This window comes from Arthrobacter ginsengisoli (assembly GCF_031456935.1).
Lineage (GTDB): Bacteria > Actinomycetota > Actinomycetes > Actinomycetales > Micrococcaceae > Arthrobacter > Arthrobacter ginsengisoli.
The window spans coordinates 316,596-342,948 of the sequence record NZ_JAVDVQ010000002.1 but is presented as its reverse complement, the minus strand read 5'-3'; the positions used below and the strand labels follow the sequence as shown (position 1 = coordinate 342,948).

Annotated in this window: 30 protein-coding genes; 8 read left to right on the top strand and 22 right to left on the bottom strand. The window is 66.0% G+C overall.

The genetic code is table 11. From position 1 onward, the window contains the following. Positions 1-74 precede the first annotated feature (74 nt). The 5 genes from rbfA to rimP all read right to left on the bottom strand — a co-directional run bounded on the left by rbfA (position 75) and on the right by rimP (position 6,099). A complete protein-coding gene (rbfA, locus tag J2X01_RS03665) occupies positions 75-584 on the bottom strand; it encodes a 30S ribosome-binding factor RbfA (RefSeq protein WP_310050651.1) in 510 nt (169 codons plus the stop codon). Positions 585-828: 244 nt separating this feature from the next. Continuing rightward, positions 829-3,753, bottom strand: coding sequence for a translation initiation factor IF-2 (infB, locus tag J2X01_RS03660; protein WP_310050649.1), 2,925 nt, complete (start codon positions 3,751-3,753; stop codon positions 829-831). Between the two features lie 152 nt (positions 3,754-3,905). Next, positions 3,906-4,238: a YlxR family protein gene (locus tag J2X01_RS03655; protein ID WP_310050938.1), complete on the bottom strand. Its 333-nt coding sequence runs from the start codon at positions 4,236-4,238 to the stop codon at positions 3,906-3,908. A gap of 263 nt (positions 4,239-4,501) precedes the next feature. Then, positions 4,502-5,482 carry a transcription termination factor NusA gene (gene nusA / locus J2X01_RS03650; protein WP_310050647.1) on the bottom strand — a complete coding sequence of 327 codons (981 nt, stop codon included), beginning with the start codon at positions 5,480-5,482 and terminating at the stop codon, positions 4,502-4,504. Next, on the bottom strand, positions 5,482-6,099 hold the full coding sequence (rimP, locus tag J2X01_RS03645) for a ribosome maturation factor RimP (RefSeq protein WP_310050645.1): 618 nt from the start codon (positions 6,097-6,099) through the stop codon (positions 5,482-5,484). Before rimP ends, nusA begins: the two co-directional genes overlap by 1 nt. Positions 6,100-6,205: 106 nt before the next feature. Here rimP and J2X01_RS03640 point away from each other — a divergent pair, with 106 nt between their 5' ends. From J2X01_RS03640 to J2X01_RS03630, 3 genes are all read left to right on the top strand, one after another. Continuing rightward, positions 6,206-7,393, top strand: coding sequence for a DUF4439 domain-containing protein (locus J2X01_RS03640; protein ID WP_310050643.1), 1,188 nt, complete (start codon positions 6,206-6,208; stop codon positions 7,391-7,393). A gap of 108 nt (positions 7,394-7,501) precedes the next feature. Next, positions 7,502-8,233, top strand: coding sequence for a VIT1/CCC1 transporter family protein (locus J2X01_RS03635; RefSeq protein WP_310050641.1), 732 nt, complete (start codon positions 7,502-7,504; stop codon positions 8,231-8,233). A 711-nt stretch (positions 8,234-8,944) separates the two neighbouring features. Beyond that, positions 8,945-10,063, top strand: coding sequence for an aminoglycoside phosphotransferase family protein (locus tag J2X01_RS03630; RefSeq protein ID WP_310050638.1), 1,119 nt, complete (start codon positions 8,945-8,947; stop codon positions 10,061-10,063). Positions 10,064-10,100: 37 nt separating this feature from the next. On the opposite strand, the gene J2X01_RS03625 is transcribed toward J2X01_RS03630, so the two are convergent. From J2X01_RS03625 to J2X01_RS03590, 8 genes are all read right to left on the bottom strand, one after another. Further along, the gene (locus tag J2X01_RS03625; RefSeq protein WP_310050636.1) at positions 10,101-11,528 is read right to left on the bottom strand and encodes a pyridoxal phosphate-dependent decarboxylase family protein; all 1,428 of its coding nucleotides are present in this window, start codon (positions 11,526-11,528) and stop codon (positions 10,101-10,103) included. Positions 11,529-11,619: 91 nt separating this feature from the next. Continuing rightward, the gene (locus J2X01_RS03620) at positions 11,620-12,414 is read right to left on the bottom strand and encodes a sulfite exporter TauE/SafE family protein (protein ID WP_310050634.1); all 795 of its coding nucleotides are present in this window, start codon (positions 12,412-12,414) and stop codon (positions 11,620-11,622) included. Positions 12,415-12,432: 18 nt separating this feature from the next. Further along, positions 12,433-14,244 carry a proline--tRNA ligase gene (locus J2X01_RS03615; protein WP_310050633.1) on the bottom strand — a complete coding sequence of 604 codons (1,812 nt, stop codon included), beginning with the start codon at positions 14,242-14,244 and terminating at the stop codon, positions 12,433-12,435. A gap of 379 nt (positions 14,245-14,623) precedes the next feature. Further along, the gene (locus tag J2X01_RS03610) at positions 14,624-15,511 is read right to left on the bottom strand and encodes a GNAT family N-acetyltransferase (protein WP_310050936.1); all 888 of its coding nucleotides are present in this window, start codon (positions 15,509-15,511) and stop codon (positions 14,624-14,626) included. After that, complete coding sequence (ispG, locus tag J2X01_RS03605) at positions 15,474-16,640, bottom strand: flavodoxin-dependent (E)-4-hydroxy-3-methylbut-2-enyl-diphosphate synthase (protein ID WP_310050631.1); 1,167 nt, start codon at positions 16,638-16,640, stop codon at positions 15,474-15,476. The genes J2X01_RS03610 and ispG overlap by 38 nt, the downstream gene beginning before the upstream one ends. Before the next feature lie 38 nt (positions 16,641-16,678). Continuing rightward, the gene (locus J2X01_RS03600; protein ID WP_310050630.1) at positions 16,679-16,972 is read right to left on the bottom strand and encodes a YciI family protein; all 294 of its coding nucleotides are present in this window, start codon (positions 16,970-16,972) and stop codon (positions 16,679-16,681) included. A 46-nt stretch (positions 16,973-17,018) separates the two neighbouring features. Next, complete coding sequence (locus J2X01_RS03595) at positions 17,019-17,507, bottom strand: hypothetical protein (protein ID WP_310050628.1); 489 nt, start codon at positions 17,505-17,507, stop codon at positions 17,019-17,021. Next, positions 17,504-18,268, bottom strand: coding sequence for a MarR family transcriptional regulator (locus J2X01_RS03590; RefSeq protein ID WP_310050627.1), 765 nt, complete (start codon positions 18,266-18,268; stop codon positions 17,504-17,506). The genes J2X01_RS03595 and J2X01_RS03590 overlap by 4 nt, the downstream gene beginning before the upstream one ends. Before the next feature lie 257 nt (positions 18,269-18,525). On the opposite strand from J2X01_RS03590, the gene J2X01_RS03585 reads away from it, so the two are divergent. From J2X01_RS03585 to J2X01_RS03575, 3 genes are all read left to right on the top strand, one after another. Beyond that, on the top strand, positions 18,526-18,654 hold the full coding sequence (locus J2X01_RS03585) for a hypothetical protein (RefSeq protein WP_310050624.1): 129 nt from the start codon (positions 18,526-18,528) through the stop codon (positions 18,652-18,654). Continuing rightward, positions 18,651-18,869 (top strand): hypothetical protein, encoded by a 219-nt coding sequence (locus J2X01_RS03580; RefSeq protein WP_310050622.1) that lies wholly within the window; start codon positions 18,651-18,653, stop codon positions 18,867-18,869. The genes J2X01_RS03585 and J2X01_RS03580 overlap by 4 nt, the downstream gene beginning before the upstream one ends. A gap of 419 nt (positions 18,870-19,288) precedes the next feature. Next, a complete protein-coding gene (locus tag J2X01_RS03575; RefSeq protein ID WP_310050620.1) occupies positions 19,289-19,639 on the top strand; it encodes a hypothetical protein in 351 nt (116 codons plus the stop codon). A 73-nt stretch (positions 19,640-19,712) separates the two neighbouring features. Here the strand turns inward: J2X01_RS03575 and J2X01_RS03570 are convergent, their stop codons facing one another. Further along, the gene (locus J2X01_RS03570; RefSeq protein ID WP_310050618.1) at positions 19,713-20,132 is read right to left on the bottom strand and encodes a hypothetical protein; all 420 of its coding nucleotides are present in this window, start codon (positions 20,130-20,132) and stop codon (positions 19,713-19,715) included. A 50-nt stretch (positions 20,133-20,182) separates the two neighbouring features. On the opposite strand from J2X01_RS03570, the gene J2X01_RS03565 reads away from it, so the two are divergent. Beyond that, on the top strand, positions 20,183-20,332 hold the full coding sequence (locus J2X01_RS03565; RefSeq protein ID WP_310050617.1) for a hypothetical protein: 150 nt from the start codon (positions 20,183-20,185) through the stop codon (positions 20,330-20,332). Positions 20,333-20,452: 120 nt separating this feature from the next. Here J2X01_RS03565 and J2X01_RS03560 read toward each other — a convergent pair whose 3' ends face one another. After that, the gene (locus J2X01_RS03560; RefSeq protein ID WP_310050615.1) at positions 20,453-20,902 is read right to left on the bottom strand and encodes a hypothetical protein; all 450 of its coding nucleotides are present in this window, start codon (positions 20,900-20,902) and stop codon (positions 20,453-20,455) included. 367 nt (positions 20,903-21,269) lie between these two features. On the opposite strand from J2X01_RS03560, the gene J2X01_RS03555 reads away from it, so the two are divergent. Beyond that, on the top strand, positions 21,270-21,605 hold the full coding sequence (locus tag J2X01_RS03555) for an SGNH/GDSL hydrolase family protein (RefSeq protein ID WP_310050614.1): 336 nt from the start codon (positions 21,270-21,272) through the stop codon (positions 21,603-21,605). Here J2X01_RS03555 and J2X01_RS03550 read toward each other — a convergent pair. The 7 genes from J2X01_RS03550 to J2X01_RS03520 all read right to left on the bottom strand — a co-directional run bounded on the left by J2X01_RS03550 (position 21,602) and on the right by J2X01_RS03520 (position 26,305). Continuing rightward, complete coding sequence (locus J2X01_RS03550) at positions 21,602-22,864, bottom strand: SGNH/GDSL hydrolase family protein (protein WP_310050613.1); 1,263 nt, start codon at positions 22,862-22,864, stop codon at positions 21,602-21,604. The two genes, J2X01_RS03555 and J2X01_RS03550, sit on opposite strands and share 4 nt — an antisense overlap. Positions 22,865-22,867: 3 nt before the next feature. Beyond that, the gene (locus J2X01_RS03545) at positions 22,868-23,011 is read right to left on the bottom strand and encodes a hypothetical protein (RefSeq protein ID WP_310050612.1); all 144 of its coding nucleotides are present in this window, start codon (positions 23,009-23,011) and stop codon (positions 22,868-22,870) included. A gap of 285 nt (positions 23,012-23,296) precedes the next feature. After that, entirely contained in the window at positions 23,297-23,461 is a 165-nt protein-coding gene (locus J2X01_RS03540; protein ID WP_310050611.1) for a hypothetical protein, read from the bottom strand. A 16-nt stretch (positions 23,462-23,477) separates the two neighbouring features. Next, a complete protein-coding gene (locus J2X01_RS03535) occupies positions 23,478-24,107 on the bottom strand; it encodes a hypothetical protein (protein ID WP_310050609.1) in 630 nt (209 codons plus the stop codon). A gap of 3 nt (positions 24,108-24,110) precedes the next feature. Next, positions 24,111-24,299, bottom strand: a complete 189-nt coding sequence (locus tag J2X01_RS03530; RefSeq protein ID WP_310050607.1) for a hypothetical protein — start codon at positions 24,297-24,299, stop codon at positions 24,111-24,113. Further along, a complete protein-coding gene (locus J2X01_RS03525; protein ID WP_310050605.1) occupies positions 24,296-24,559 on the bottom strand; it encodes a hypothetical protein in 264 nt (87 codons plus the stop codon). Before J2X01_RS03525 ends, J2X01_RS03530 begins: the two co-directional genes overlap by 4 nt. Before the next feature lie 357 nt (positions 24,560-24,916). Next, a complete protein-coding gene (locus J2X01_RS03520) occupies positions 24,917-26,305 on the bottom strand; it encodes a DNA primase family protein (RefSeq protein ID WP_310050603.1) in 1,389 nt (462 codons plus the stop codon). Positions 26,306-26,353: the final 48 nt, after the last annotated feature.

Genomic DNA, 26,353 nt, shown 5'->3' with positions numbered 1-26,353 from the left:
CGGCACAACCGGACAGAAATGGCCGGTCCCCGCCGGGGCCGGCCATTTACCTGCAGTCCTGGGCTGTTGCCCGACTACTTGTTGCTGTCCTCGTCGACGTCGTCCTCGGCGATGAGGTCCAGGTCCTCTTCGTCGAAATCGTCCTCGTCCAGTTCCACGTCCTGCGGAGTGTCACTCTTGTACGGGTCGGCGTCGCCGGCGTGCTTCGCGCTGGCGGCGAGTGCGGCCACCTCGGCGTCGCGCTTCTTCGCAGCCCGGAGCAGTTCCTCCAGGTTGGAGGCGTTGACCGGGATCTGGTCCGCTACGAACTCCAGGGTCGGGGTCAGTCGGACAGTGATGTTCCGCCCGACTTCCTGACGCAGCACGCCCTTGGCTTTCTCAAGCCCTTTGGCGGCCTCGGCCTGGACCAGTTGGTCTCCGAACACGGTGTAGTAGATCGTGGCATGCTGAAGATCATTGGTCACACGCGCATCGGTAACAGTGACGCCCTCAAGCCGGGGATCCTTGACCTTCCGGCCCAGCGCCTCGGCAACAACAACCTTAATCCGCTGCGCCAACTTGGCAGCCCGTGCGGGATCAGCCATTTCCACTCCTAAAATTTGGATGTACGACGGCGCGTTAACGGCTCACGTACACACGTTTGGGTTTGTTGCCACGCGCCTAAAGCGAGTCTACGACGGACCCGTTGGATTCTTTCCGGCGGCCAGGGAGTGGCATCGGGCCTGTCGGAGCCGGGCGGTTTGCGATCGAAGATCGAAAACCGTCCGGCGAAGGGGCGGGGCCGCCGGAAAGAATCCAACGGCCCCGCACCTCTAACGCTAGGACACTTTAGACGCGCGGCTTTTCGCGCATCTCGAAGGTCTCGATGATGTCACCCTCGGTGATGTCGTTGAACGAGCCAAGACCAATACCACACTCGAAGTCCGTGCGGACCTCGGTGGCGTCGTCCTTGAAGCGCTTGAGCGTCTCAACGGTGAGGTTGTCGCCGATGACCTTGCCGTCGCGGCTGATCCGGGCCTTGACGTTGCGTCGGATAACACCCGAGCGAACGATCGAGCCTGCGATGTTGCCGAACTTGGAGGAACGGAACACTTCGCGGACCTCGGCGGTGCCAAGCTGGACCTCTTCGTACTCCGGCTTGAGCATGCCCTTGAGGGCTGCCTCAATGTCATCAATTGCTGCATAGATGACGGAGTAGAAGCGCATGTCCACGCCTTCGCGGTCTGCCAGTTCGGCAACACGCTCGGCGGGCTTGACGTTGAAGCCGATGATGACGGCGCTGTCGACCGTAGCCAGGTTGACGTCGTTCTGCGTGATCGCACCGACACCGCGGTGGATAACGCGGAGCTGGACACCCTCGCCGACGTCGATCTTGAGCAGCGCGTCCTCGAGGGCTTCCACGGCACCGGACACGTCACCCTTGAGGATGAGGTTGAGGGTGTCGATCTTGCCATCGGCGACGGCCTGGTCGAAGTCTTCCAGGCTGATGCGCTTGCGGCGCTTGGCCAGGGCTGCGTTGCGGTCCGCAGCTTCACGCTTCTCGGCGATCTGGCGGGCAGTGCGCTCGTCAGCGGTCACGAAGAAGGTGTCACCGGCACGCGGGACGTTGGACAGACCCAGTACCTGCACGGGGCGGGACGGGCCGGCCTCGGTCAGGGCGCTGCCGTCGTCGTCGAACATCGCACGGACGCGGCCGTGGGCCGTGCCTGCCACGATGGTGTCGCCGACGTGCAGGGTGCCGGACTGAACCAGGACGGTGGCAACGGAACCGCGGCCCTTGTCCAGATTGGCTTCAATCGCGATACCGCGGGCGTCCTTGTTCGGGTTGGCGCGCATGTCCAGGGCGGCGTCCGCGGTGAGCAGTACGGCCTCGAGCAGCTCGTCGATGTTCAGGTTCTGGCGGGCAGAGACCTCCACGAACATGGTGTCGCCACCGTATTCTTCCGGAACCAGTCCGTACTCGGTCAGCTGGCCGCGGACCTTTTCCGGGTTGGCGCCTTCCTTGTCGATCTTGTTCACGGCCACGACGATCGGCACGTTGGCCGCCTGGGCGTGGTTGAGGGCTTCAACGGTCTGCGGCATAACGCCGTCGTCCGCTGCGACCACGAGGATGGCGATGTCGGTGACCTTCGCACCACGGGCACGCATGGCGGTGAACGCCTCGTGGCCCGGAGTATCGATGAAGGTGATCTTGCGATCCGTGCCTTCGTGCTGGTGCGTGACCTGGTAGGCACCGATGTGCTGCGTGATGCCGCCGTGTTCGCCCGCCATAACGTCGGACTTGCGGATGGCATCCAGCAGGCGGGTCTTACCGTGGTCAACGTGACCCATGACGGTGACAACCGGAGGCCGTGCCTCGAGGTCTTCATCGCCTTCGGCTTCCAGCTCGGCCTCGAAGTCGATGTCGAAGCCGGAGAGCAGCTCGCGCTCCTCGTCCTCCGGGGACACGACCTGAAGCTTGTAGCCAAGCTCCTCGCCCAGCAGGGCAAACGTCTCTTCATCCAGCGACTGCGTGGCAGTAGCCATCTCGCCGAGGTGGAAGAGGACGGTCACCAGTGCGGCGGGGTTCGCCTCGATCTTGTCGGCAAAGTCCGTGATGGACGAGCCACGGCGAAGCCGGACCACGGTGTTGCCGTCGCCGCGGGGCACACTCACGCCACCCAGCGACGGGGCGCTCATCTGCTCGAGTTCCTGGCGCTTGGCACGCTTCGACTTGCGCTGCTTGCCACGGCCTGCGCCGCCCTTACCGAAGGCACCCTGGGTGCCACCGCGACCGCGGCCACCCTTGCCGAAGCCACCGCCGGCCGGAGCGCCGCCACCGGTACCGGGTGCACCGGTACCCGGAGCGCCGCCCGGACGGCCCGGGCCGCGGGCTCCGCCGCCGGGACGGCCTGCACCAGCGGGTGCGGGACGTTCTGTGCGGTTAGGCATCATGCCGGGCGTGGGACGGTTTCCACCGGCCCCTGCCGGACGGCCAGCGCCTGCAGCGCCGGCCGGACGCGGAGCACCCGGGCGTGCACCCGGAGCGCCGCCGGTGCGGGGAGCACCCGGACGGGGACCACCAGCGCCTGCTGCGGGACGGGGACCGCCGGGGCGTTCGCCCTCGGTGCGGCTTCCGCCCGGACGCGGCATGCCCTGGGAAGGCGCGAACGGGTTGTTACCCGGACGCGAGGGACGTTCGTTGTCGCCGCCGCGGCCTCGGGGCATGCCCTGGGACGTAGCAAACGGGTTGTTGCCGGGACGGGGACCGCCCGGACGGGGTGCCGAGCCACCCTGGCGTGCCGGAGCAGCCGGGGCTTCAGCCTTGGGCGCCGGACGCGCGCCGGGCTTGGCGCCCGTCGAAGGCGCAGCCGGAACCTGGGCGGCGGGAGCTGCGGGTGCTGCCGGAGCGGCGGGTGCTGCTGCCGTCGGGGCAGCGGGGGCGGCACTGGGTGCCGGAGCAGCTGCTGCCGGAGCCGGAGCTTCAGTCTTGGTTACTGCAGCCGCCGGCGCTGTGGGTGCAGCCGGAGCCGGCGCGGGCGCCGGACGGGTTGCGGAGGGGGTGGCGGGTGCCTCGGGGGCGGACGCGGGCGCTTCGGACTTCGAAGCTGCTGCTGCGTCGGGGAAGGCGTTGCGGAGTTTCCTCACAACGGGGGCCTCAATGGTGGAAGAGGCAGAGCGAACGAATTCGCCCAGTTCCTGCAGTTTGGTTACTGCATCTTTGGAAGTAATACCGAGCTCTTTAGCAAGCTCATGTACGCGGACCTTGGCCACATTTCTCCTGTCTCGGTCCGCACCGAGCCAGGCACGAACCGTCTACTTCTTACTGCGGACCTCCGCCGCGAGTGCAGCTGAAAGGTCCATTGCAGAGCGCAACAAATTTGTCATCGTTGCGCACTCATCGCTGGGAACTCATCGGGTTTCCATCAGTTTTCTGACCCGCTTTCAGGTTGGACGGTTGTTGCTGCGGCCACCGGAGTGTCCACGGCTTGCGTGCCTGCCATGATCCGGCGTTCGACGTCGGCCGTTACGGTAGCGCCGTTCAGGGCGCGTCCGAACGCCCGACGTTTGACCGCCAGTGCCAGGCACTTTTCGCTGGGGTGCAGCCATGCACCCCGGCCAGCCATCCGGCGTCGTTCATCCAGTACGACGGCGGATGAACCGCTGCCGTCGGCGACGAGCCGGAGTAGCTCTGACCGCGGGCCCTTTTTCCGGCATCCGATGCAGGTACGTTGCGGTTGATTCTCGAGGTGTTGCACGTGTGCCACTTACGAGTATCTTCCTGCCAGTACATATCTGCCGGCCCCGGGGCATCCGGAACCGTCTGGCCAAGGGTTGTCAACAACACCTTCGCCGGAACTCAAAACCGGACGCGTTAGGGACACGCGGATACCGGCCGTTAGGCGCGGTCATGTCTATTCTAGCCCCTCATGCGCCCGGCCCCCGAACTTTCGGGGACGCGGACGCTGACGGGCGAGTCTGAACTGCGGCCCTCTTTTCGGGCGCCGCTAACTTTGACCGACTATTTGTCGCGGTTGACGACTGCATCCGAGACGATGTCGATCCGCCAGCCGGTGAGCTTTGCGGCGAGGCGGGCGTTCTGGCCTTCCTTGCCGATCGCGAGGGAGAGCTGGTAGTCCGGCACCACAACGCGGGCCGACCTGGTTGCCTCGTCCGTGATGGTGACCGAATTCACCCGGGACGGGGACAGCGCGCTGGCGATGAACGTCGCCGGATCGTCGCTGTAGTCGACGATGTCGATCTTTTCGTCGTTGAGTTCGTTCATAACGGCACGGACGCGCGAACCCATTTCACCGATGCAGGCACCCTTGGCATTGATGCCGGGGTTGTTGGCTTTGACGGCCATCTTGGTGCGGTGACCGGCCTCGCGGGCCAGGGCGACTATTTCCACGGAGCGGTCCGCGATTTCCGGAACTTCCATTTCGAAGAGCTTCCGCACGAGACCCGGGTGTGACCGGGACAGCGTGATGGAGGGACCCTTGGTGCCGCGGTGCACGTCGATCACGAAGGCGCGGAGCCGGTTGCCGTGGGTGTACTTCTCCCCCGGCACCTGCTCGGGCGGCGGCAGCAGCGCCTCCACCGTGCCCAGGTTGACCTGGATCATGTGCGGGTTGTTGCCCTGCTGGATGGTTCCGGCCACCAGTTCACCCTCGCGGCCCTTGAACTCGCCGAGGACGTTGTCGTCCTCAACATCGCGCAGGCGCTGCAGGATGATCTGGCGGGCGGTGCTGGCGGCGATCCGGCCAAAGCCTGCCGGGGTGTCTTCGAATTCGCCGATGGGGGCGCCGTCGTCGTCGATCTCCGTGGCCCAGATGGTCACGTGCCCGCTCTTGCGGTCCAGCTCGGCACGGGCCTTTTCAAAGGCTCCGGGCGTCTTGTGGTAGGCCACCAGCAGGGCCTGTTCGATCGTCGGAATCAGGAGATCCAGCGGGATTTCACGCTCACGCTCCAGGAGTCTCAGTGCGCTCATGTCAATATCCATTAGGCCTCCTCAGAAGGTCCATTGTGTGCGTTCTCCAGGCCGGCCTCTTCGAGGCGGCTGAACTCAATCTCGACTTTTCCACTGCGGATCCTGTCGAAAGGAAGCTTGATGGGCTCGCCCTGCTTGGGCTTCATCCCCTTCTTCACCGTGATCTCCGGGACCAGGGTGACGCCGTCGTCGTCGACGGACTGGACCCGGCCGGTGACGTTCTCGCCCTGCAGGACATTCACCTGGACCATCCGTCCGCGGGCGCGGTGCCAGTGCCGCTCTTCGGTGAGGGGACGGCCGACGCCCGGCGAGGAAACCTCAAGCTCGTAGGGCCGCGCGTCGGTGCTGGGATCGTTGTCCAGGGTGTCGGAGAGGGTCTTGGAGATCTCAGCGATGACGTCGAGCCCGACGCCGCCCATCTCCTCCTGCGGCAGGTCCACCACCACGTGGACAACCCGGTTGGCACCGGCGACGTGAATGGAAACGTCCTCCAGGTACAGCCGGTTGGCCAGGACTTCGGGCTCCAGGAGGGCATGCAGCCGCTCGGCCTCGAAGTTGTGAGCGGGTGCGGCTTCAGCCTTACCCGTCCCGGTCCGGTCTGTTGAAGTCGTGGCTTCTGCGTTGGTCATGATGCCGGCCGCCTCCCGTTTAGATGATGTTGTGTGTACTAGCCTAGCGATTTTCCGGGCACCGTGGTGCACCGAGTTCCCCGCAGGCATGACAACATGGTCTGTTGTGAAAGACGACACCAGGGAAAAGCGGCGGCGGGAACTCCTTCCCCGCATCTCGCTCCTGGCATGCCTCGCCCTCGTGGTCGTCAGCCTCGGCATGGCCTTGAGTCCCGGGAGCCCCAAGGAGCCCGTCGAACCGCCGTTCTCCGAACAGGCGCGGTCCGCCGCCCTTGCCGAAACCCTGCGGCTGCGGGCGGCGGGAGAGCAACTCGGCCAGTCCCCCGCCGGCGATGGTCAGCCCGCAATCACGAGCACTGTGAGTTTGCTGACAAGCCACGCGCGGGCCCTCCTGGTGCCGGGGCAGGACGAGCCGGCGTTGACTCTTTCGCCGGGCCCGGCCACAGCTTCGGCTGCTGCTTCTGCGCCGGTTGCCGCTGCTGCATCGGTTGCCGCTTCGCCGTCTGCTGCCGCTCCCGGGCCCGCGTCGGCGGCCGCGCTGGCGACCGAGCTGGCTGCCAGCGCCTCGCAGCGGCTCAGCGATGCTGCCGTGGCCGACGGCGGAATGGCCCGGCTGCTCGCCGCCGTCGGAACCGCCCAGCTGCTCCAGGCATCCGCACTCGCCGCAGCCGTCGGCGCACCCGCCCCCGCAGTGCCCGACCCCGCGGCACCCCCGCTGTCCGGCGCGTGCCCAAGCCCGGCGGCCTCGCCGTCGTCCACCCCCGGGAGTGCGGCGGCGGGCACGGACGCTCCGGCTGCTTCCCCGTCCTCCTCTGGGCCCGCGTCCGCGCCCGTTGCTGTGCCCGCGTCCCTGTCCGCTGCGCTGGCAGCGACCGTGGCGGCTGAACTGGAAACCGTATACGGCTACCAGGTGGCCCTGACACGGCTCGACGGCGATGCGGCCGGTCCGGCGTCGGAGCAGCTCGCCCGGCACGAGGCTCTCGCCGCCGACGCCGAAGCGCTGAGCAGGATGCACTGCACTGTGGTTCCGCTGCGGGAAGCCGGATACAAAATGGATCAGAAGTTCCTGGTCTCGCCTGCCGCTGGCCTGGGAGCCCTGGAGGTTTCGGCCCTTCCTGTTTACGGCGACCTGGTGGCTCTTAGCGAGGGCGAAACCCGTCGGTGGGCGATCTCCGGCCTTGTCGGAGCCGCGCGCCGGACGGCTCTCTGGGGTGCCGAAGCCGGCGTCCTTCCCGGCTTGGCGGCGGACCAGGAGCAGTTCCCCGAGTTGCCCGCACCCAGCCCCAGTCCGTAGACCCTGTCTCCAGTTCCTGGGCCAGCTGGGACCGCTGGGCTGCAAAGCCATGGCTTACTTAGGCCCGTAATACTGGTGATGCGCCGGAGCCGGTGATTTGCTGTAGCAATGGACAGTCAAGCCGCCCCCATCCAGCATGAGAACGAGCCTCACCACAATGACATTGCGCACCGCCTCAACTGGCTACGCGCCGGCGTGCTGGGCGCCAACGATGGCATCGTCTCGGTGGCCGCGATTGTGGTCGGTGTCGCCGGCGTCACTACTGACTCGGGGCCCATCCTGGTCGCCGGCACCGCCGGTGTCGTGGGTGGCGCCATCTCGATGGCTCTGGGCGAATACGTCTCCGTGAGCAGCCAGAAGGACAGCCAGCGGGCCTTGATCGAGAAGGAACGCCGCGAACTGGAAGAGCAGCCCGAAGAGGAACTCGAGGAACTCGCGGCCATCTACCAGGGCAAGGGACTCAGCGCCGATACGGCCCGCACGGTGGCCAAGGAACTCACCGCGCACGACGCCCTCGGCGCCCACTTGTCCGCGGAACTGCACATTGACGAGACGGACATTGTCAGCCCGTGGCACGCCGCCTTCGCGTCCGCCGCCGCGTTCCTGATCGGCGCGATCCTCCCCATGCTTGCCATCCTGCTGCCGCCGGAGAACATCCGTGTTCCACTGACCTTCGTGGCGGTACTCGTGGCCCTGGCACTGACCGGGGCCATCGGCGCCTGGATCGGCGGCGGCTCCAAGACGAAGGCGGCCATCCGGGTGGTGATCGGCGGCGCTGCGGCGCTCATCGCGACCTTCCTGATCGGCAGCTGGCTCGGCGCCAGCGGCATCACCGTCTGACAGTCCTGTTGAGGCCCGTCGCGTTCAACGGCGTGCCGGCCGCGGTAGGTGGCCGCGTCGACCGCCGGTGGTCCGCGGCCGCCCGCGTCGGAGGCTCAGCAGGTAGACCGGGTCGCCGGTCCCGCGCCCCATCGAATCGCCACAGATGGCCGCCAAACCACCCCGCATAACGGCCAACCGTGTCAGATCGCCGCCAAACCACCCCGCATAACGGCCAACCGTGTCAGATGACCGCCAAACCACCCCCGCGCCCCATCGAATCGCCACAGATGGCCGCCAAACCACCCCGCATAACGGCCAACCGTGTCAGATCGCCGCCAAACCACCCCGCATACGGCCAACCGTGTCAGATGACCGCCAAACCACCCCGCATAACGGCCAACCGTGTCACATGGCAGCCAAACCACCACGCGCCCCCATCGAATCGCCACAGATGGCCGCCAAACCACCCCGCATAACGGCCAACCGTGTCAGATCGCCGCCAAACCACCCCGCGTAGCGGCCAACCGTGTCAGATCGCCGCCAAACCACCCCCGCGCCCCGTCGAATCGCCACACATGGCCGCCAAACCACCCCACGTAGCGGCCAACCGTGTCAGATGGCCGCGTCAAGTACCGCGACGCGTGTGGCTTGGCGGAGGAGCCGGACCGACCGTGTTCTGCGCCATCTCCCCTGCCGCGAGGTCGGCCGGAAGCAACTACGCTGGTTCCGATGAGCCAGTCCGCAGAAGTCCCGATCCCGCCCGACCTCAGCCGCCGCTGCGGCGCCAGCACGGCGGGCCGCGACTGGCTGGCGTCGCTCCCCCGGCTGATCCGGCACAGCCTGGACCGGTGGCAGCTCGAGCTTGACCTCGGGCCGGACGCGCTGCCGGGGAACGGCCACGGGGCGATTGTGGTCCCGGTGCGCCGCCGCCCCGGCGGGGACGCTGACGCAGACACCACCATCCCCGCCACCAGCACCAGCACCAATGCCGACACCGCCGCGACCACCGGTTCGGCTGCCGTCCTGAAGATCGCCTATCCGCACGATGAGGCCCTCCTTGAGCCGTCCGCCCTGGCCCTCTGGAACGGACACGGTGCGGTCCGGCTGCTGGCGTTCGACGCCAAGGCCGGGGCGCTGCTGCTCGAGCGCCTGGACGCCGCCCGCTCCCTCCGGGACGCGCCGATGGAACTGGCCGTTCCGGTGTGGGGAGGGCTGGTCAGGGGGCTGAGCCTGGTCCCGGACGGACGGCCGGAATGGCAGGAGTTCAGCCATGTGGCGGCCCGGGCCGAGCAATGGAGCGATGAACTGCCGGAGCGCTGGGAACAGCTGGGCCGCCCCTTTCCGCGCTGGCTGCTGGAAGCCGCCCTTGAGGTCTGCCAGACCCGCGGGGCCGTCGGCCGCCGCTCCGGACGGGACGTGCTGGTCCACACCGATCTGCACTACCTGAATATCCTGTCGAGGCTCCCGGGTGACGGACCGGATGGTGGCGGCCGGGAACCGGCCGCTGATTGGGCCGCGATCGATCCGCAGCCCATGATCGGCGAGGCTGAATTCGCCGTTGCGCCCTTGCTGTGGAACCGGATCCCTGAGCTGTCCCGGGCCGATCCGGAGCAAGGCCTGCGCGGGCGCTGCCGGGATTTCAGCCTTGCCGCCGGGCTCGACGCCGAAGTGGCCCGGCAGTGGAGCCTGGCCCGCGAGGTCGAAAATGCCCTCTCGTATGCCTCGAAGCCGCGCCACGAAGGCGACCTCGCCCGTTCGCTCTGGGTGGCCAGCACGCTCGCCGGCCGGACGCTGCCGGGCCTTGCCGCCCCGCACGAGTTGCCCGCACCGGGTCAATCGGGCAGCTGACCGCGGCAGGCCGGTAGCCGGCATGAAGGGACGTGCGCTAGCTCCCGCTCCCGCGGACTGCTGCCACGGCGTCCCGGACGGCGGCGACGGCGACTGCCACGTCGGCGTCGTCGGTGCTCCAGTTGCTCACGGAGATCCGCAGGACGTCTCTGTCCTGCCAGCGTGAACCGGACATCCAGACCCGGCCGTCAGCAATGATCCGTGCCGTCACGGCGCGGGTGGCGTCGTCGTCGCCAAAGGCCAGCGAGACCTGGGTGTAGTCGACGTCGTTAAGCACCTCGACGCCGTCCAGCGCGGACAAATTGTCCGCCAGCTCCCGCGCCCGCTGCACGAGTCCGCGGACCTGGGCGGCGACGCCGTCCCGGCCCAGTGACTTCAGCGCAGCCCACACCGGCACACCGCGGGCCCGGCGGGACAGTTCCGGAACCTTTTCGAAAGGGTCCGCCGCGCCGTCGGCGTCGTGGATCAGGTAGCTGGTCTGCACGCCCATGGCGGAGCGGAGCGCCTGGGCGTCACGGACCACGGCGATGCCGCAGTCGTAGGGGACGTTGAGCGTCTTGTGCGCGTCGGTACCCCAGGAATCGGCGCCCTGCAGCCCGGCGGTCAGCGCGGCGAGTTCCGGGACAGCGGCGGCCCAGAGCCCGAATGCGCCGTCCACATGGACCCAGGCGCCGTGTGCTTTTGCGATGGCGATTGCCTCCACGAACGGATCAAAGGCTCCGGAGTGGAGGTTTCCGGCCTGCAGGCAGACCAGCAACGGGGCCGGGCTCGATCCGGCGGCCGCTACCTGTTCAACGGCGCTGGCCAGGGCCCGGTCCAGCGCCCAGGGGTCGATGCGGCCCTGCCGGTCCGCGGGGACCACCGTGGGCCGGCCCAGACCAAGATAGCGCAGGCCGAGGTCGACCGTGTCGTGGCGTTCATGGCCCACGAAGCAGTGGATCCGGGGCGCACCGGAGAGGCCGTCGACGTCGAGATCCCAGCCGGCGTCGGCCATCAGGCGCCACCGCGCCGCCGCCAGTCCGGTGAAATTCGCCATCGTCGCACCTGTGGCGAATCCGACGTCGGACTCTGCGGGAAGCCCCAACAGCTCCAGCAGCCAGGCGCCGGCCGCCTCTTCGATGGCCGCCGTCGCCGGAGTTGCGAAGCGCAGTCCGGAGTTCTGGTCCCAGGCGCTGACCAGCCAGTCCGCGGCCAGCGCGGCCGGCAGGGTGCCACCGATGACCCAGCCGAAGAACCGTCCGGAGGGCATGGCCATCAGCCCCGGTTCTGCCTTCGCTGCGAGGTACTCCACGACCTCCGCGGCCGGCATCCCGTTCTGCGGAAGCGGACCTCCAAAGGCGGCTGCAAGGTCCGCGGCGGTCACGCGCGGGCCCACAGGCCGTGTTTCCTGGCTCTCCAGCCACTGCCGGGCGTGACGGGCCGCAGCCTCCAGGGCATCGCTGTAGCGTTCTTCAGGTGCTGACATAGCTTGCATGCTACGCCCGGGGCCGCCGTCCCGGGAGGGCCCGGCGGAAGGCCCGGGCGGAGGAGTCCGAAGGGGAACCCGACGGAGCGGGTCAGGCGAAGCTGTCCTGCCAGATGTCCGAGCCGAGCTTGACTATGAGAGCTCCGACCACGGCCAGGAACACGATGCGGATGAACTTGTTGCCCTGGTTGACGGCCGTCCGCGCTCCGAGGTACCCGCCGGCCATGTTCGCCAGGCCCAGGACCAGCCCGAGCCCCCACAGCACGGCACCGTGCGGCACAAAAAACAGCAGGGCGCCGGTGTTGGTGGCCACATTCACGATCTTCGCCTTGGCGCTCGCTTCGAGGAAGGCGTAACCCATCGCCGAGACCAGCGCGATAACCAGGAAGGACCCCGTGCCGGGGCCGATCAGGCCGTCATAGAAGCCGATCACCCCGCCGATCAGGCACGCCAGCAGGTAGTGCCGGTGGCCGGTGTGCCGCAGCCTGGTCCGCTCCCCCACGTTGGGGCGGAAGGCGGTGAACAGCGCGACGGCGACCAGCGCGACCACGATGATGGGTTTGAACACGCTCGCCGGAAGGTTCGCCGCGAGGACCGCCCCGCCGAAGCTGCCAGCCAGGGCGATCACGGCCATGGGCAGCGCGGTGCGCAGATCCGGCCCCACCCTGCCGTAGTACGTGACGGCGCTGGTCGTGGTGCCGAAAATCGACCCCATTTTGTTGGTCGCCAGGGCCTGCACCGGGCTGATACCCGGCACCAGCAGCATCGCCGGGAGCTGGATCAATCCCCCGCCGCCGACGACGGCATCGACCCAGCCCGCGGCGAAGCCGGCGACCACAATCAGGATGAGGGTACTGAGCTCGATCGACTCGAGTCCGGAAACCACGCCTGAACGTGCGCCGCGCTAGTTGCTGCGGACGGCGTCGACCACGTAGTCAACGGCCTTCTCAACGGCGATGTTTTCGGCGTTGCCGCTGCGTCGGTCCTTGATCTCAACCACGCCGTCCACCAGGCCGCGCCCGACGGCGAGGATGGTCGGCACCCCGACGAGTTCGGCGTCGCCGAACTTCACGCCCGGGGACACCTTGGGCCGGTCGTCGTAAATCACGTCCAGTCCCGCGGCCTCCAGTTCGAAGGCCAGCTTTTCCGCGGCGGCGAAGATCTCCTCGCCGCGGCCAACGGCCACCACGTGGACATCGGCCGGAGCGACGGCGCGCGGCCAGACGAGGCCCTTGTCGTCGTGGTTGGATTCGGCCAGGGCCGCGACCGCCCGGGTGACACCGACGCCGTAGGACCCCATCGTGACGACGACCTGCTTGCCGTTCTGGTCCAGGACCTTAAGTTCGAGGGCCTCGGCGTACTTGCGTCCGAGCTGGAAGATGTGTCCCATTTCAATGCCACGGGCGGTTTCCAGCGGGCCGGAGCCGTCCGGGGCCTCGTCGCCGGCGCGCACCTCGGTGCATTCGATGACGCCGTCCCAGCCGAAGTCGCGTCCGGCGACCAGGCCGAAGACGTGCTTGCCCGCCTCGTTGGCGCCGGTGACCCAGGCGGATCCGCTGACGACGCGCGGGTCCACGAGGTACAGGAGCTTGGCGGCACCCTCGGTGCCCAGCAGCGGTGCGTCCAGGGACAGGCCGGGTCCGAGGTAGCCCTTGACGATGAGGGGCTGCTTCTTGAGGTCCTCCTCGTTGGCGGCCTCAAGGGTGATTTCGCCGGCGATCGGCAGGAAGGATCCGATGTTCGCTTCGACCCGTTTGAGGTCGACGCCGCGGTCGCCCGGAACGCCGATGACGACGATCTGGCGTTCGCCGGTCGGCAGGGTGACGGCGAGCACGACGTTCTTGAGCGTGTCGGCGGCCGTCCAGGCTCCGCCGTCGGACTCGGTCCGGGGCACCAGGATGTTGGCGGCGTCCACGAGCGTCTCGATGGTCGGGGTGTCCGGGGTATCGCGGACCTCGGCGGCGGGGGCGTTGCTGAAGTCAATGTCCGCGGGGGCCACCGTGGTGACAGCCTCGACGTTGGCCGCATAGCCGCCCGCGGAACGGACGAAGGTGTCCTCGCCGATCTCGGTCGGGTGCAGGAATTCCTCGCTCTTGGAGCCGCCCATGGCGCCGGCCGTGGCCGCCACCGGAATGACCTCCAGGCCGAGGCGCTCGAAGATCTTCAGGTAGGCGCCGCGGTGCGCCGCGTAGCTGGCGTCCAGGCCGGCGTCGTCGACGTCGAAGGAGTAGGAGTCCTTCATGATGAATTCGCGGCCGCGCAGCAGGCCTGCCCGGGGGCGGGCCTCGTCGCGGTACTTGTTCTGGATCTGGTAGATGCTCAGCGGCAGGTCCTTGTACGAGGAGTACAGGTCCTTGACCAGGAGGGTGAACATTTCCTCGTGGGTGGGCGCCAGCAGGTAGTCGTTGCCCTTGCGGTCCTTGAGCCGGAAGATGCCGTCGCCGTACTCGGTCCAGCGGTTGGTGACCTCGTAGGGCTCCTTGGGAAGCAGGGCCGGGAAGTGCACTTCCTGGGCGCCGATGGCAGCCATCTCCTCGCGGATGACGGTCTCCACTTTCCGCAGCACGCTGAGCCCCAGCGGGAGCCACGTGTAGATGCCCGGGGCGGCCCGCCGGATGTACCCGGCGCGGACCAGGAGCCGGTGGCTGGCCACTTCGGCGTCGGCGGGATCTTCACGCAGGGTGCGCAGGAACAGCTTGGAAAGTCGAAGGACCACTGGGTATCTATCCGTTTCTGGGAAGTTGCAGGCAAAACAGTGAAACCGGAGAAACCGGCACACGCGTCTAGGTACTAATCTACCGTCAGCCCGGACGCGGAAGAGCCACGCCATAACTGACGGAAGCCCCTGGCCGTTGCCGGCTGGTCATCCTGTCATGGCGTGGCTCTGCGGCCCCAGCACCGCCAAAGACTTGGCTGTGAGTTCCGTTTGTTGCCCTCAGGGCGTCTGCATCCCCGGCTGCAGCTCCCGGGGAAACACGTGCCCATGCGACACGGTTAGCTCGAACCTATGTGACGCTGGGCACGAAAACAAGAGTCAGCATCCAGATATTTCTCCGGAGGACCGGTGAGACTGATGGGGCACAAGTGTGCTGGAGTTAAAAGAGCACCGTGGCGAACGTTCCGACCTGCCGGAAGCCGACCCGCTCGTAGGTGGCGCGGGCGCGGGTGTTGAAGTTGTTGACGTAGAGGCTTGTGACCGGGGCCAGGTTCTGCGCCAGGCCGACGACGGCGGCCATGTATCCGGCACTGAGCCCCTGGCCGCGGTACTCAGGGTTCATCCAGACCCCCTGGACCTGCGTCACCTCCGGGGTGACGGCGCCGAGCTCGGCCTTGAAGACCACCTCGCCGGAGGCGTCCAGGTGGACCATGGAATGGCCCGCGCGGATCAGCCCCTTGACCCGGCGGCTGTAGTACTCCCGGCCGCCGAGGAAGGGCGAATAGCCCACTTCCTCTTCGAACATCGCCGCGCACGCGGGCAGAATCCGGTCGAAGTCCGCCAGTTGGCCGAAGCCCAGGTGTTCATCCGGGGCGACGGCGGGCGGCCCGGCAATCGTCATCAGCGGCTGGTCCGAGCGGATCTCATGGGCGGACTGGCCGAACCGTTCCAGCCCGGCGTACAGGGCGAGGACCGTGTCGGCCGGGCCGAAAATCGAGGCGTAACGGCGCCCCGAGCGGTGCGCGGACGCAGCGACCGTGCCGGCGAGCTCCGGGTCCAGCTGCACCGGAACCAGGTTGGCGCCGGCCCAGCAGGCTCCCAGCAGGGTGCCGCCGTCGAACACCCCGAGGATGCTGGCGCCGCCGGTGGTGGGAGCGGCCGAACCGGCGATTGCCAGGTGGGACAGGATGAACACATTGGCGACGGCGTCCTGCCGGGCCAGGTCCATCAGCTGGGAAGTGTCCGATCCCCCCAGGGTCCGGACGGCGACGCCGGGAGCGGCGCCGTCCTTACGAGACGCTAACCACGGGGCTACCCTTGACAGCATCTTCGCCATCGGCCTCCCCCATCTCTTCAGCGATACGCATGGCCTCTTCGATCAGTGTCTCAACAATCTGGTCCTCCGGGACAGTCTTGATGACTTGGCCCTTCACAAAGATTTGTCCCTTGCCGTTGCCCGAGGCTACACCGAGGTCGGCTTCGCGCGCCTCGCCCGGCCCGTTGACGACACAGCCCATCACGGCCACGCGCAGCGGGATCTCCATGCCTTCCAGGCCGGCGGTGACCTGTTCGGCAAGCGTGTACACGTCCACCTGGGCGCGGCCGCAGGACGGGCAGGAGACAATCTCGAGCTTGCGCGGGCGCAGGTTGAGCGACTGAAGGATCTGGTTGCCAACCTTGATTTCCTCCACCGGCGGGGCGGAGAGGGAAACGCGGATGGTGTCGCCGATGCCGCGGGACAGCAGGGCGCCGAAGGCGGTGGCCGACTTGATGGTGCCTTGGAAAGCCGGGCCCGCCTCGGTGACGCCGAGGTGCAGCGGCCAGTCGCCCTGTTCGGCGAGCATCTCGTAGGCGGCGACCATAATGACCGGGTCGTTGTGCTTGACCGAGATCTTGAAGTCGTTGAAGCCGTGCTCTTCGAACAGCGAGGCTTCCCACACGGCGGACTCCACGAGGGCCTCCGGGGTGGCCTTGCCATACTTCTTCAGGATGCCCGGTTCCAGCGATCCGGCGTTGATGCCGATCCGGATCGAGGTGCCGTGGTCCTTCGCCGCGCGGGCGATTTCCTTGACCTGGTCATCGAACTTGCGGATGTTGCCCGGGTTGACGCGCACGGCGGCACAGCCGGCCTCGATCGCGGCGAAGACATACTTGGGCTGGAAGTGGATGTCGGCGATCACCGGGATCTGGGACTTCCGGGCGATGATCGGCAGGGCCTCGGCGTCGTCCGCGGACGGGCAGGCGACGCGCACAATGTCACAGCCGGAGGCCGTCAGTTCGGCGATCTGCTGCAGCGTGGCGTTGATGTCCGTGGTGGGGGTTGTGGTCATCGACTGCACGCTGATCGGCGAATCGGAGCCGACGCCGACCGAGCCCACCTTGATCTGGCGGGTCTTGCGGCGCGGCGCGAGGACGGGCGGCGGTGCGGACGGCATTCCCAGGCTGACCGAGGTCACATGGACTCCTTGTATCGAAGTAGGTCTGGCGGGGACGGTTAGGCTGCGTGACCGGCCAGCAGGCCGGTCAGGGGAGCCCAGGCCGTGGTTCGGGTGCCCGAGATGGCACCGGCCGCGGCGAAGGGGTCCTGCTTGAGGACCTCGTTCAGGGCCTGCTCGTCGGCGGCCTTGAAGATCAGCAGGGCGCCGGCGCCGTCACCGTAGGGGCCGCTGGCGAGCAGTGTTCCCTCCTGGGCAAGTCCTGCGGTCCATTCGCGGTGCGCGGGGCGGGCGGTGTCGCGGGCTTCGGAGGATTCGGCGTCGTATACATACTCAACAGCAAAAACAGTCATGGGGATACACTATCGCCCCGACGGCCCGGGACCCATCCGGGTGGCGTCAGCCGAGGACGAGCACCTTGGCCAGGGCGGCGACGCCGGCCGCCCACAGCAGGGAGGTCAGGGTACCGATGATGAACCGCTCCGCGGCGACCGGAGTCTCCTTCAGTTCGGCAAAGCGGCCCAGGCCCTTGATCGCGACCACGTAGGCGATCGCGACCGGTTCGCCGACGAGGATCGCGAGGCAGACGGCCAGCCGCTCCAGCACACCGATGATCGCGCCTCCCCGCAGGATCCGGACGCTGCTGACCGAGGTGGCCGCGGATCCTGCGGCGGGGCCACCTGCCGGCGCCGCGGTGCCGGCGGTGGTGCTGGCCGGGGCCGGGGAATCAACGGTGGCGTCCGCCGCGGGGTCATTCGCCGCGTCAGCGCCGGAACCGGCGTCCTGCCGGTCGTCGATGGTCCGGGCAAGCCGGAAGACCAGGGCCGTCACGGGCCAGCCGGCGAAGCCGGCAGTGAGCAGGGCCAGGGTGATCCAGAGGGCGTTCACCGGTCTCCTCCTGTGCTTTCCGCGGGGCGGGAATCCGTGCGCTGCGTCCGGTCCGGGATCCGGGCACCGTCCGCGGGCCCGCCGCCGTCGTTGTTGCCGGTTATTGTCCGGTGGGCGAAGTCCAGCAGCATTTCCGCCGCGGGCCTCGCGGCCCATTCTTCCTGCCAGCCGGAGCGCAACAGCGCACGGCTCACCGATTGTTCGGTGATTCCCAGTTTTTGGGCAGCGACTTTCTGCGTGCCGTGGGTACCGGCGTGCCCTTGCTGCAAGGGGCGCAGCACATCCACGACCTTCCATTGGGCGGCCGTCCGGTCCTGGACCAGAAGTCCGATCAGCCGCAACACCGCCTCGGCGTTGGCGCAGGCGCGGGCGCCGGCAGATCCCGCGGGCGAGGGCGCGGCCTCTCCCCTGCGCAGGCCCCCCGAGACGACGGCGATGGGCACATGGGCGGACCCGGACTTGGCCTTCTCGACAGCGGCGCGGGCCGCCACGAAGGCCGGGCCGGATCCTTCCCGCGGGCTGGCAGGCAGCGGGAGATCCACCGCCCCCACCCCGATGCCCACGTACCAGCGGCCGCTGCGCAGGGCGTGCAGGGCGATGTCCACGACTTCGTCCGGGCGCTCCACGACTCCCTGGACCTCGTCGCCCACGGATCGCTCAAATCTGCCGGCGGTGGACAGCCCGGCCAGCTCCGCGAGGAGGACCGGGACGCGGTCGACGTCGGCGCTGCTGCCGCGCTGGTCGATGGTCATCACGTACATAGCCCAACCCTACAAGAGCTGATCTTAGAGAATCAATCGTTTTCAACTGATTACTAAAAATCAGCCTAAATAAGCTGATACGTGAGAATCACCGCTATCCGGTTGCCCCGAACTGTTCATGCTGCCGGGGGCAGGCCAGAAGACCGCAGCGTCAGCCGAAGAGGTTGACCGGCTTGAGCTTATCGTTCCTGCATAAGTAAACCCCGGCACTGCGCTAACAGTCCGGGGCGTGGTTACCAGTGAATAGGACCGGCAACATGAACAAGCATATCGCCCGCGCCGTGCAAGTTACAGTGCAGCAGACCTTCTACACGATTATCGTGCTGAGCTTCTTCCTTATCCCCTCCATTCTTGAGGGTCTGCTCTTTGGGCCGGTGTCCGCATGAGCGCGGCACCCGTCTCTTACTACGACATGACGCTAGACCGGATCCGGGAACGCCTTCACGCTTCGGACGTATCTCCGGCCTATGCCGCCGTGGCCCTGCGGATCACGCGGGCCGAATTGGAGGACAAACTCTCCGGCGCCGTCGTGCTAACCGTCCGCGAGATTCACACGCTTGCTGAAACTTTCGGTTGCCCCATGTCGGAAATAGTGGCCTGACGTTTCCCGATCCCCCACGGCTCCATAGCGAGTTGTGGCGGCGGTCGGGATCCGGTCAAGGCGCGTTCCCGTTCCCTTGATCGGTTCCAGGCTTCCGCCTGCGTGTTCCAGCCCTTCGACGTACTCAATCGGGCGCGGCACTACCCCTCTTCAAGCCATGAACCGCCATGGCTGCCGTTCACTCGGGCCCTGTGATCGGATGCGCTACAGCCTGCTCCGGACACCGTGGCGGGCTAAAGGCGTGGAATGCAGCAGACAAGGGGCGGGGGCGGCGGGAGTTCGACGGGACGAGGGACTATGACAAGCCAGTTCTTTAGATCCGATTCATCTTTAAACGTACTACCCCTGCCTGTCATACGTACCCGCTACAATCACGGCGTCCGCTGGGGACGCGACAACCACAACAGAACGGTCTCACCATGAACAGCACCAAGATGCCCAAGACAGTCCGCGAGCTCGGAGAAATGGCAGAAGCGCAGGGCATAACTGCCGTGGAGCTCTTGGGTAAGCTCGGCCCCATCCCCACGCCGCCCGTGGGTTTCACCGAGGCGATGGACGCAATGCATCCAGAGTTGCCGGCGGGTTACTTCGACGGGCCGTCTGTGGCTGGCGATGGCTGGCGGATCGAGAGCACGTTCACCTTCGAGCACGGCGTGACTTTCGAGCTTCTGCCGCCGAACGGCGACTATCGAATGGTCGGGATGACGGCTCAACAGGCAATCGCGGCGGGAACTGCACTGGCTGCCCTTGGCCGTAAGTACGCCGCGTGACCGCCTGAGAGAGTTCTACGCGCCTAGGAACTGCCCCGGCACCCGTCATGGGTCCGGGGCTTTTCTGTGCCGTCTAGGCGGGCAGGAATCCTGGCAGACGGTTTCCCCAGCGGATCCCGCGTAGGTTGTCCGGGCAACGGCGGTACTCCTCTATATCCCATTCTGAATCGGTGACGCGTTCCACGTTGCCGGCGGGGATCCAGGCCCAGTGTGCGTGCCGCCCGTCGTCTGCCCAGCTCACTAGGATGTGTGAGGGGTTCCAGCGTTCCGCGACGGCGTAGACACTCACCGCGCCGCCGTCAGCGAGAGGCACACTCGCTAGCACCTTGGGATACTGCCCATAGGTCCAGGACTTAGCCTCTTCGGACTGGTGTCCCGGATCCGGTTTCAGATACTCGAACGTTTCGCCGTCGAGCGTGAAGCTTGCCATGCCGTAAACATACCTGCCCTTGGTCAGCATCCGGCCTACCGCGTCCACGTCGAGTTTCACCACAGGGCAGAGACTAGGCCGGGGGTCTGACGCCGGCATGTAAGACTGTGCCCATGAACTCAAAGATCGAGAAAGTCGGCAAGACGGGCTATGCGTTGCGTTGCCCGTTCCACGGCCTTGTTGCCCATGAGAACGACCGCAGCCTGATTGAGGACATGCTGCAGCGACACGATGCGTTTTGCACCGGTATTCCTAAAGATTGACGAGGAAACAAGAAAACCCCCGCCAGCATGGTTAGCTGGCGGGGGTTTTCTTCGTCTATTCAGTTAGGGCACTTAGCCGGTCTTATTTAGCCCCAGCACGTTCCGGTCGAAATCGATGACTCAGGTGTCCACATGGCCCTGAATGGTCTGGACGGTGGCGTTGGAATGGGTCGCAGTGATCGAACTCAAAACATGTGCATGCGACGCCCCGCCGAAGACGGCACGCCCGACAGCAACGAGGACCCAGATAGATCCCAGAACGGCCGCCAGAAGGAAGGCGCCCTTCCAGGTATCGGCTGGTATTCCGAGTAGTTTTTGGTTGAAGTCTGTGGACGCTAGGGCAATCCATAGACTGGCGGTGACGCCGACTGGCGCAACCCAACTCACCCTCCGCCTGAACTTCGGCAGGACCTCATGAAGCGCGTTGGCAATCTTGTCTTTCGTGGTGATGATGACGTCCTGGTCCAGATTCGTGGAAACTGTTAGTGACCGAGAGATGTGCGCGCTGATATCAATCGTGTGCGCCAGCGGTTGCGGCCGCGACGAGGGCGTTTGTTGGATCTCACTCATGGGCGGACGCCAGCCCATGCGGCGAAAGCGGGATGTTCCAGCAGTCCGAGCGCCCCCAACGCATGCATCGAGACAGCGCCGCAGTTATTGCAAATGATCAATGCTGCGGGAACCGCCACGCCTCCTAAGAGCGTGCCCTCGGTCGACCCAATGAGTTGTATGTGCGTGAGCGAGTTGTGCAGCGTGTGCGGAATGTGGCCGCAACGCGAGCATGGGTTCCCTGCACCTCGTGCCGTAAGCTCAGCGAGGATGACATCCATCTGATGATGGCTGATTTCTTGGTTGGCATGATTTGTGTCCACCAGCGTCATTATCCTGCCAACAGGTCATGGTGCAGGAACCGGGGACCATGTGATGAGGTCACTGCATGACAAAAAGCCTTGGGGGAATCTTGAAACGCCGCTCCGTGATCGTCTCTGCCGCGCTTGGCCTTGCCCTCGTGGGTGGTGGCGCGTACGCCGCCAAGGAAGTCCGCGACAACATCACCGCGCAGCAGCTTTGCACCACGCTGGAAACGCATCTGAAGGCCACGGGCGAGAGCGTTGACGTGAAGGCCGGCACCGAGCGTGCCGCCAAGGCGAAAGGGGCCCAGTACGTTTCCGCGCTGGACTGGGACCTTGAGTTCCTGCCCGACCGGCTGCACCTCACACCGGCCGGGCACGCCCGGTTCGCTTCCCTCGTCGCCGCAGAGCTCCCGAACTAGACGGACGTTCGCAGCGGTACTGCCTGCGCGAACTTGTCATAGCCCGCGGTGCTCATGTGGGTGCCGTCGCCGCCGTTGAAGTCCGCATCGATCAGCTTGAGATCAGCCGCCGAACGGACAGCCCGGTCGAAGTCCATCGTTCCCGTGACCCCGAACGGGAGCGTCCGCAGCCACGTGTTGTAGGCGACCCTGACGGCCTCCGGCCCGGCTCCGAAGTTCCGTGGCGGGACGATGCCGAGGTACACCGGGACGTTGCCGTAGGTGGTGCGGAGCTTGTCCAGGGCGATGCCCAGCCGAGTCTGCACCGTAGCGAGACTTGCGCCCGCGTTGATGTCGTTCGTCCCGAGGTGGACGTACATCGCATCGAATACCAGCCCCGCGTACTTGCCGTACTTGGGGCTCGTGATGTCCCAGCCCGGCGAGAGGGACGAACCGGAGAACGCGAGGGTCGCGGCTACGGCGCCCGTGCGGCGGGAGAACTGCTGCGGGTAGCTGTCCCTTGCCCCGTAGATCGCCATCTGCCCGTCCGTGAGAGAGTCGCCCACGTGCAGGTTGACCGGGTTGGTTGCGGCGAACTCGTACTCCAGCCAGATGTCCAGGTGCGGGGACTGGTTGGTGGTGACGGTGCCTACCATGTTCTGAAGGTTGGCTTTTGCGGCGTCGCCCGTGATGTTGGACCACCAGTGAAAGCCGGTGGCACGGTGGGTACTCTGCCCGGCCGTGCAGGTATATCCGTAGGACAGGGCGTAGTCGGTCTTCGCGTCGATGATCGCGGAGGTGTCGAACCAGGCGGACACGTACTCGCTGCCATCAGCCGGGGTGCTGAACGCGCCAATGACATTCGTGGGGGCGGCGGTGAAGTTGGCCGTCAGGCCGCCGACTGAGTCCAAAACGGGCTTGCCGATCCACAATCCGGTGAAGGCGAACGCGCCGGGGGTCAGCCCGAGGTTGTCCTTCAGGTTCCGGTTCTGCACATGCAGCCGTGCGCGGGTGGGCTTGACCGGCAGCCGGAACGGGGTGCGGACGATCATTTCGGAGACGGAAGTAGTTGCGCTGGCGCCACCGCCGCCGCCGAACGAGAAGGCTCCAACCTTCGTCCCGAAGCCCACCGCCGTCTTGTCAAGCTTGGGCCAAACTTGCTCACCAATCGTGGCATTAAGTGCCGCGTCCGCGAGACGCGCCGGGAGGTTAGCATCGTTGATTTTAACGGAGTCGGGGACGTTGAACGTGTCGTCAACGGAAATGATTCTGCGGGGCATGGGTCAGGATCCAATCAGGTAGAACTTGGGGTTGTTAGGGTCTTCGCCTAATTCGGCGGTTTCGGCCACGAGGTAGAGCTGCGGGTGGCTAGGGTCTTCAACCACATGCAGGCCTGCGGGCAGCGGGTGTGTTGTTCCTTCGGACATGTTTGTTTCCTTGTCTGATCAGTTACTGTGCTATCCCACGCGCGTGAGAAAGGTTTGGGTTTCGTACAAACAGTCAGGCCCTATGGCGCTAGTGCCAGCGAAAACACCTAGGCCGGGGGGCTACCCCCCCTATATGAATCGCGCCCGACGTGGAATCCGCGACTCGGGGGGATATTGCGATCGCACGCGGATGCGACCGGCTGGAGGGGGGTTCGGGGCTTGCCCCCCACTGCCGCCGGCCCTCGTGAGTGAGGACCGGCGGCGGGTGGTCATGTTCGGCAGGGCTTAGGCGTTGCCCTGTGCTTCGGCCTTGATGAGTCGGCCCATGTCGTCGTAGGTGAAGACGCTCGTGGTTAGCGGCTTGCCCTGGCTGTCGACCTTGGGGCGTGCTGCTTCGGCGGCGAGGAGGTTAGCGCGGGTGATGCGGCGGAGTTCGGCGATGTCAGTCATTGTGTGTGTCCTTGTCTTAGTTGGTGAGGGTGTCGGCGAGGGCGTTGAACAGCTCGGAGGTCGGCGCGGTGTTGTACCGCTGGGCACCTGACCATGCAGCGAGGGCGGGTAGCAGGTCCTGAGGGTTGTAATTGGTGCGGCTCAGGTAGATCCCCCGGGTGTTCCATTCGTGAACGGCTTCGGCGGTAAGGAACGCGGCGTGTTCGGTCTTGAGCGTTTCGACCATGGCGCGGATGTTTTCGCGGCGGGCTTCGAGGTCTGCCGTTGATGGGGTGATGCTGTCGCGGAGTGCTTCGGCTTCGGCTTCCACGGTCTGGATAGCCAGGGCGTATCCGGCGAGGTTCAGGCCGGACTGCTTCCGGTCTGCTGCGAGCTTGTGCTCGTTGTCGCGGTCGGGTGCGTTCTTGCCTTTTGCGATGGCTTCGGCGGCCGCGGTGTCGTCGGCGTTGGTGGCTTCGGCGTCGCGGGCGGGCTGTGCCAGGTGATTGACCAGCTCTTCCGCTGCGGAACGGTTTTCCTTGAGCTTGTCGAGGCGGGCGAAGATCGGGGCGAACCGCTTGTCGATCTTGTCAGCCGGCGGGCGTCCGTGGGGTGCGTAGCCGGTGGTGGTCTTGAAGCTGAAGGTGTCGATGGTGGGACGGGTCATGATTTAGTTCTCCTTTTCGAGGGATTCAACGAGATCGACTATGTGATTAGAAAGCGAGATGGCTTCGGCCGGTGTGAGGTGTGCGCTGAGCCCGCCGCGGCCGATGAACGCTATTCCGGGGGTACTTGGGCGTCCGGGCGTGGCCCAGTCGTGCGCGATTACTTTTGCGAAGTAGGGGCGGCGGTCAGTCATTCTGCGGTCTCCCGCGTGGGGTTTGTTGGGAGGGTGATCCAGTAGCCCGTGACGCGGGCTTCCTGGCTGGAGTGAAGTCCGCAACCGGCGGCGCGGCGTGTTCGGCCCTGGCTGGGCAGGTTCTTCCGGTCGTGGCGGTGCAAGTGGGCGCAGTACGGGCAATTGACGATGATGGCGCGGTGGTCGAATCCGGCGACTTGGGCTTCTGGTGCCTCGGTTGGTGTGGGCATGTCAGTCTTCCTGGCAGTTGTGGTCAGCATGTCGGTTCCATTCCTTCGGGTGTGGCGGGGTGGTCGTCGCCTGGTTCGTAGATGGCTAGGCGGCTCTCGGCCTCTAGTGCCCGGTTGGCCCATGCTCGGGCGTTGTGGTGAGCCTCCTGGGCCCTGTGGCGGAGGGTGTCGCATAGTTCGATGTACTGGGCTTTTGAGAGCTTCATAGCGGCTACTGAGGGCTGCGGGGTGGTGGTCATTTCGCGGCCTCCAGTGCTGAGTTTCGAGGTTTGGGGACGCGTGGGACGCGTTTTCCGCTTACTTCCCTAGATTCAATTCCCGTGAGAATCGAGCGGAGAACGTGTCCCACCTGTCCCACTTCGATGTTTTCCCTAGTCAGAGGCATGTTTAGAACTCCTCCAGCTTCGCCGCGAGCCCGATACCGCTATACCCGCGGGACCTGGCTACCTTGCCCGGCACTACGCCGGGGATCCGCTTCAACAGGGCACCAAACGCCGTAGAACTGAGCTGGGGATCGCCGTTGCGGCGGGCCCAATCTGCGTACGCCTCAAACAAAACTGAGGACGCTGCGGATGCCGCCGGGGATACGATGCATTCCTCAGACACAAACACGCTAACGGGGTCGTTACTCTGCCTGTACTCTGCATCCGCGGCTAGGACGGCTTTAGGTGCCGCTAGCCCGATCTTCTGGTACTCCCTGAGCCCTTCGACTGCCCATGCAAGGACGGCGCTGGATTCGGCGGCTATGCGGGGTTCGATGGTGTGATCCTCACGCCCGATGAATGACTCAGTGAAGGGCACGACGCGTATACGCGCCCATACGGCTTCGGAGTCGGCGTCAATGGCCGGCAGGTCGTTGGTGAGCATGTAGAACGAGTGGCTGGGCTCAAAGTTGATTCGGTCCTTGCCCATGAGCTTTGCCGGCACGACGTCGCCGCCTACCAAGTGCTTGGTGTTGGCTTCGTCAAGTTTTGCGCCCTTGGGTATCTCTGACATTTCAACCCACCGAGCCCCGCGGAGGTCCATCATGGCGGATAGTTCAGAGGCGCTTTTCTTCTCACCCTTGCGGCCCGCTATGAGCAGGTCGTTCGCTCCCGATATGGCGTAGTCCCCAAGTGCGGGCTTCATTGCGCGGGCAATAACTCCCTTGCCGTTGCGTCCGGATCCGGTAGCTATGACCATGACGTGATCAATCACTTTGCCGATGAGGGCGAGCCCGGCGTAACGCTGGAAGAATCCCCGTACTTCGGGATCCGGGAGACTTGAGGCAAGGAACTGCCGCCATGCTTCCCCTGGTGCGGATGGATCGTACGCCGCCCCGGTGATCTTGGTTATGAGGTCTTTAGGGTCATGCGGGCGCAACTCCAGGCTGTGCAGGTCCAGCGTGCCGTTTTTACAGTTCAGCAACCACGGATCCACGTCCACCGTTGCGGCGAAAAGCTTACGTGCCGCGAGGCTGAGGACGCCGGCGGATCCGGTGGCCGTCATACTGGCTTTCACGTCGGCGGCTAGGTCCCGGTCTGACTGGGCTTCCATCCAGCTAACTTTGAGCATCTCTGTAAGGATCTGGTTTACCCGCGCCTGGCTGGCGTCGGGTGCCCACCGGGCCCCGTCCCAGTAGTGCCAGCCGGTGCCGTCCACGTAAAGGGCCCTACCGGCGGCAAAAGTGGCGAACCGTGCCGCTATGCGCTGGTGTGATCTAAGTCCGGCGTCGTCCCACGTGGCCGGCGCTTCGGGCTCGAAAGCATCGGCGCGGAACCATTCAGCAACGGTCATTTGCTTCCCCCGTCGATTGTGAAGAATCCGAACCTGCCTGGCGTCTCG